Annotated in this window: 5 protein-coding genes; 1 reads left to right on the forward strand and 4 read right to left on the reverse strand. The window is 63.9% G+C overall.

The window, feature by feature from the left end; genetic code table 11:
- The 4 genes from QZ079_RS07705 to QZ079_RS07720 all read right to left on the reverse strand — a co-directional run.
- A partial coding sequence (locus QZ079_RS07705) for an ABC transporter ATP-binding protein (protein ID WP_297037236.1) occupies window positions 1–615 on the reverse strand: 615 nt, incomplete at its 3' end.
- Complete coding sequence (locus QZ079_RS07710; RefSeq protein WP_297037238.1) at window positions 608–1,699, reverse strand: branched-chain amino acid ABC transporter permease; 1,092 nt, start codon at window positions 1,697–1,699, stop codon at window positions 608–610. The genes QZ079_RS07705 and QZ079_RS07710, both read right to left, overlap by 8 nt.
- 9 nt (window positions 1,700–1,708) lie before the next feature.
- The gene (locus QZ079_RS07715; RefSeq protein ID WP_297037240.1) at window positions 1,709–2,590 is read right to left on the reverse strand and encodes a branched-chain amino acid ABC transporter permease; all 882 of its coding nucleotides are present in this window, start codon (window positions 2,588–2,590) and stop codon (window positions 1,709–1,711) included.
- 203 nt (window positions 2,591–2,793) lie between these two features.
- Window positions 2,794–4,062, reverse strand: coding sequence for an ABC transporter substrate-binding protein (locus QZ079_RS07720; RefSeq protein ID WP_297037241.1), 1,269 nt, complete (start codon window positions 4,060–4,062; stop codon window positions 2,794–2,796).
- Window positions 4,063–4,462: 400 nt separating this feature from the next.
- Between QZ079_RS07720 and QZ079_RS07725 the strand changes: the two genes are divergently transcribed.
- A partial coding sequence (locus QZ079_RS07725; RefSeq protein WP_297037243.1) for a homoserine dehydrogenase occupies window positions 4,463–5,621 on the forward strand: 1,159 nt, incomplete at its 3' end.

The following is a 5,621-nucleotide window of genomic DNA, read 5'->3' on the forward strand; positions in this document are numbered from 1 at the left end:
CAGCTTCGGGTTCGTGGCGAGCGCGCGCACGATCTCCAAGCGGCGCTGGGCGCCGTAGGGCAGAGAACCCGCCTCGTGATCGGCGAGGCCCGCCATGTCGAAGATATCGAGCAGCTCAAGTGCCCGCTCGTGGTAGTACCGCTCGCTCTTCCAGTGGTGCGGGAGGCGCAGGATGCTCGTCGCCATACCACAGTGACGCTGGTTGTGCAGGCCAACCGCCACGTTCTCCTCAACGGTCATGGAGTTGAACAGACGGATGTTCTGGAACGTGCGCGCCACACCCAGACGGTTCACGCGCGCCGGATCCATACCGGCGGTGTCCTGGCCGTCGACCATAATGGTGCCGCGCGTGGGCGCGTACACCTTCGTGAGCAGGTTGAAGACCGTGGTCTTGCCCGCGCCGTTGGGACCGATGAGGCCGCAGATCTCCGTGCGGCCCACGGTGATGTTGAAGTCGTCGACCGCCTTGAGGCCGCCGAAATCGATTCCCAGGTGCAGACACTCGAGTGCGGGAGCCTTACCCAGGTCGCGCTCGGGCATGATCGAAACGCTCGGCACGGGCACCATCTTGGTGGTCTCGCGACGGCGCTGGGCGAAATCGGTGAACTTACTCATCGGCCTCACCGCCCTCCGTGGCTACCGCGGGCTTGGCGGCACCACGGCTGAAGCGCCGACGAAGTGCCTCGGTCGCGCGCTGATAGATGGAAAGGTGCGGCACGACCATCACGAGGATGAGCACGATCGCATAGAGCAGCATGCGGTACTGGTTGATGGGGCGCAGCACCTCGGGCAGCACCGTGAGGAAGGCGGCCGAGACGATGGATCCGGAGATGTTACCCATACCACCGAGCACGACGTACACGAGGATGAGGATCGACTGGTTGAAGTCGAACTGCGACGGCACGACCGTCGAGTAGTTCATGGCGTAGAGCACGCCGGCCACGCCCGCAAGGGCGGAGGCCACAGTGAAGGCGATGAGGCGGTACTTCGTCACGTTCACGCCCACGCTCTCTGCGGCGATGCGGTTGTCGCGCACCGCCATGATGGCGCGGCCGTCGCGGCTGTGCATGAGGTTCAAGACCACCGCCACGGTAATGAGCACCACCACGATGCCGAGCGCGAACGTCGAGACCTTGCTGATGCCCACGGCGCCCTTCGCACCGTTGATGAGGATGACGCCCTGGCTCATGCCGAGGGCGGAGGAATCGGAGAGCATCGCGAAGTGCAAGCCCGCTCCGTCGACGCCGATATAGACGTTGTTGAGCAGGTTCTTGATGATCTCGCCGAACGCGAGCGTCACGATGGCCAGGTAATCGCCGCGCAGGCGCATGACCGGGATGCCCACCAAAAAGCCCACGATGCCGGCGAGGATGGCGCCCGCCACCGCCGAGACGGCGAAGAGCACGAGGTCGGATTCGACACCGAGATACGAAAGCCAACCAGCCACGACGACGCCCGTGAAAGCGCCCACGCTCATGAAGCCGGCGTGGCCGAGCGACAGCTCGCCCGAGACGCCCACGACGAGGTTGAGCGACACGGCGAGCGACACGTACGCGCAGATGGGGACGAGCTGGCCGGAAAGCGAGTTCGAGATGAGCCCGAGGGCGTCCAGGATCGTCACCGCGATGAACGCCACGATGACGATCGCGTAGGTGATGATGGTCTTCCGCGTCTGCGGTTTAAGCTGCATGATACCCATGGTTCTCACCTACACCTTCTCGTTCACGGGCTTGCCGAGCAAGCCGGCTGGACGGATGAGAAGCATGATGATGAGCACCGCGAACACCACCGCGTCGGCAAGCTGCGTGGAGATGTAGGCGCGCGCGAGAATCTCGATGATGCCCAGAAGGATGCCGCCGAGCGCCGCACCCGGAATGGATCCGATGCCACCGAGCACCGCCGCCGTGAACGCCTTAATGCCGGGCATGGAGCCCGTGGTGGGCATGAGCGTGGGGTACGCCGCGCACATGAGCACACCCGCGATGGCCGCGAGGCCGCTTCCGATGGCGAACACCATGGAGATCGTCGAGTTCACGTTGATGCCCATGAGCTGCGCCGCGTCACGGTCCTCGGAGCAGGCGCGCATGGCCTTGCCCATCTTCGTCTTGCTCGTGAAGAGCGTGAGAGCGACCATGATGACGATGCACGCCAAAATGGTAATCACCGCCGTCGCGCTGATGGTGAGGTTCCCATCGAAGAGCCGCAACGCCGGCAGGTTCAGGATGCCCGAGAAGCTCTTGGGGTCGGAGCCCATGATGAGCAGTGCCGCGTTCTGCAGGAAGTAGCTCACGCCGATGGCCGTGATGAGAACGTTGAGCGACGGGGCGTTGCGCAGCGGTTTATAGGCGAGACGCTCCACCACGATGCCGAGCACCGTGCATCCCACCACTGAGAGCGCGATACCTGCGAGCACGGGCAGCCCCAGGTAGCTCACGCTGCAGAAGCAGATATACGCGCCGACCATGATGACGTCGCCATGCGCGAAGTTCAGCATCTTGGCGATACCGTACACCATGGTGTAGCCGAGCGCGATGATGGCATACACGCTGCCCAGGCTCATGCCGTTGATGACGTTCGCGAGGAATTCCATGCCCCCCTCCTTTCATATGAAGCGGAGGCCGCCCACGAACAGGCAGCCTCCATACGTGTAGCGTCGTGTAAAAACACCCCAGGGGTTATTTTACATGCAGCCACCCTGAATCATAAGTCCGCCGATACAAGCATGTAAAATAACCCCTGGGGTGTTTTTACACGATCCCTGGGGTCATTTTACACGCTACAACCCGCGAGCCCTTACGCGTCGAGCGGCATGTACACGCCGTCCTGGATGACCATGCCCATGGGCATCTTCGAGATCTCACCGGTATCGGACCAGGTCGCTGCCTCGCCAGCCGTGGTGAGGCCGGTGTAGGAGAAGTCGTCGGCCACGATGGCTTCCTTCAGCGCGTCGGAGATGGCAGAGGCATCCATGTCGGGCGTCACGCCGGCAGCCTCGATGGCCTGCTTAAGCACGTAGATGCAGTCGTAGGCATCGGCGGCGAACTGGTTCGGGGTCTCGCCCTTGCCGTAATCGTCGCTCTGGTACTTCTCGACGAAGGACTTCGTGGCCTCGTCCTCGGCGGTCGCGACGAACGGGGTGAGGAGCATGCAGCCCTCGGCAAGGGAAGTGTCGAAGCCCTCGACCGTAAGCAGGCCGTCCATACCGTCGACGCCGAACCACTTGAACGCGTAGCCGCGCTGCTTGGCCTGGGTGAGGATGAGCGAGATGGGCGTGTAGTAGATGGGCAGGAACACGAGGTCGGCGCCGGCGTTCTTGGCGTCGTCGAGCTGGACGGAGAAGTCGGTCTGGGAATCCTCGGTAAACGTGGTCTCAGAGACGATCTCCAGGCCGCGCTCGGCAGCCTCGGCCACGAACGTGTCGTGGATGCCCATGGAGTAGGTGTCATCGTTCTTGTAGATGATGGCGATCTTGGTGCCGAGCTTCTGCTCAGAGATGTACTGCGCCGAGGCCATGCCCTGGTTGGGGTCGGAGAAGCACATCTGGAAGACGTTCTCCTTGCGCGGCGTGGAGATGTTTCCGTCTGCGTCGGGCTGGCCGCCGATGCATTCCGTCGAGGAACCGGACGGGGTGAGCGTGAAGATGTTGTCCTCGTTGGACTCAGCGGTCACGGCGACGCACGGTGTGGAGGTCACGGTGCCCATGAGGATCTGCATGCCCCAGTCCTTGAGGTTGTTATACGCGTTCACGGACTTCTCGGCGTCGTTCTCATCGTCCTGGAAGTTCATCTCGAACTGGACGTCGCCACCCGCCTCTGCGATCTCGTCGATGGCAATCTGCGCACCGTTCTTGACCGCGTTGCCATAGATGGCCGCGCCACCCGTGAGGGGGCCGATGCTGCCGATCTTGAACGTGCCGCCGGCGGACGCGGCAGAACCGGGGCCGCCCGTCTCGCCCTCACCGGAGCAGCCGGCGAGCACGCCCACGAGGCCAAGGCCCGCGGTACCCGCGACGAACGTGCGACGATTAACGGAAAGGTTTTGCATAGCAGTGCGACTCGACATGCAAACGCTCCCTTCATTCGGCAGCGGCGACGTACCGCTGCAGCCCCCACAAACGCCCAATACCCCGCGTGCGGCCACGCAGGAAGGACGCAAATTCCCATACCTTTCAACAGGTAGTTCGTGCTAGATTACTCCCTTTTCGCAAGAAACGTAAGGGCTCTGGCAGCAGCAGGTTCCCACAAGGGGCGTGAAGAGCGTGCACGGCGACTTGTGCATAAACGCTACCTGCGGGTTCTTCGGCCTCCACACCTGTGCGGAGCATGTTACATCTCTGTTTCGCCCCTCATGCGCCAAACACGCCGGAATTGCAGGCAGATATGGTCGTAGATGCCCGCGCGCAACCAACATGGTGGAAACCGGCCGGGCTGGATCTCATCATTCGAAGGACGAGGAGCTGCATATGCCCGAAACTACGCGCACCGTGAACGTGGGACTCATCGGACTCGGAACCGTGGGCGGCGGTACCGCGCTCACCATCGCGCGCAATCGCGACGAGTACCTGCGTGCCTTCGGCGTCGACCTGCGCGTCGCGAAGGCATGCGCGCTCGAGCCGGAGCGGGCGGCGGAACTCGGCATCGCGCCGGAGGCGTTCACCACCGACTGGCACGACGTGGTAGCGGATCCCGCGGTGGATATCGTGGTCGAGCTCATCGGCGGCGAGCATCCCGCGACAGAGATCTTCGAGGCCGCGTTCGAGGCCGGCAAGCACGTCGTGACCGCGAACAAGGCGCTGCTCGGCCGGAACATGGAGCGGCTGTGCGGCCTTGCGCGCGAGGCGGGCGTCCAGCTGCGCTGCGAGGCGTCTGCGGGCGGCGGAATCCCCATCGTCGCCGCGCTCGAGCGCTCGCTCGTGGGCAACCGCATGCTCACCATCGCCGGCATCTTGAACGGGACCACAAACTACATCCTCTCGCGCATGACGGTTGAAGGGTCGAGTTTCGCCGATGTGCTCGCCGACGCGCAGCGTCTGGGCTACGCCGAGGCGGATCCCTCTGCCGACGTCGACGGCTTCGATGCCGCAAGCAAGGTCGCGATCCTCTCGTCCATCGCCTTCCACACGCGCGTGACCACGGACGACGTGTACATGCAGGGCATCCGCGACATCTCACCCGTCGATATCGACGAGGCGCGCAAGATGGGCTGCGTCATCAAGCTGCTCGGTATCGCGCGCATGACCGACGCGGGGATCGACGCGCGCGTGCACCCCACCATGATTCCCGAGCGCCATATGCTCGCTAGCGTGAACGGCGCTATGAACGCGGTCTTCGCCGTGGGCGACTCCGTGGGCGAGACGATGTTCTACGGCGCGGGCGCGGGCTCCTTCCCCACCGCGAGCGCCGTGGTGGGCGATATCCTCGAGCTTGCGCGCGCCATCTCGCGCGGCGAGGCGCCCGAGGCGGAAGCCGAGCCCTACGAGCGCCGATTCGAGATCCGCTCGATCGAGGATCTTCGCTGCCGTTACTACCTGCGCCTTGCCACCACGCACACAAACGACGCCCTCCCCGCCGTCGCCGACACCCTCGAGGCGTTCAAGATCGGCGTCGCCGAGGCACGGCAGG

The organism is uncultured Enorma sp., from assembly GCA_905210055.1.
Taxonomy (GTDB): domain Bacteria; phylum Actinomycetota; class Coriobacteriia; order Coriobacteriales; family Coriobacteriaceae; genus Enorma.